Origin of the sequence: Streptomyces sp. TRM49041 (assembly GCF_008271805.1) — a bacterium.
Lineage (GTDB): Bacteria > Actinomycetota > Actinomycetes > Streptomycetales > Streptomycetaceae > Streptomyces.
On record NZ_VSRY01000001.1, the window covers coordinates 1 to 215 of the forward strand.

Here is a 215-nt window from a genome sequence, read left to right on the forward strand (position 1 = left end):
AGTACCATCGGCGCTGAAAGGCTTAGCTTCCGGGTTCGGAATGTAACCGGGCGTTTCCCTAACGCTATGACCACCGAAACACTATGAAATTAACCAACCAGCCAACTAGATAGGGCTGTTCGTTACTTCAGAACAAACACAGTGGACGCGAGCAACTGAGGACAAGCCCTCGGCCTATTAGTACCGGTCAACTCCACCCATCACTGGGCTTCCAT

General features: G+C 51.6%; 1 rRNA gene. It reads right to left on the reverse strand.

The features are described from left to right. Positions 1-78 (reverse strand): 5S ribosomal RNA (gene rrf / locus FVS66_RS00005); the annotation flags it as partial. Between the last annotated feature and the right edge of the window lie 137 nt (positions 79-215).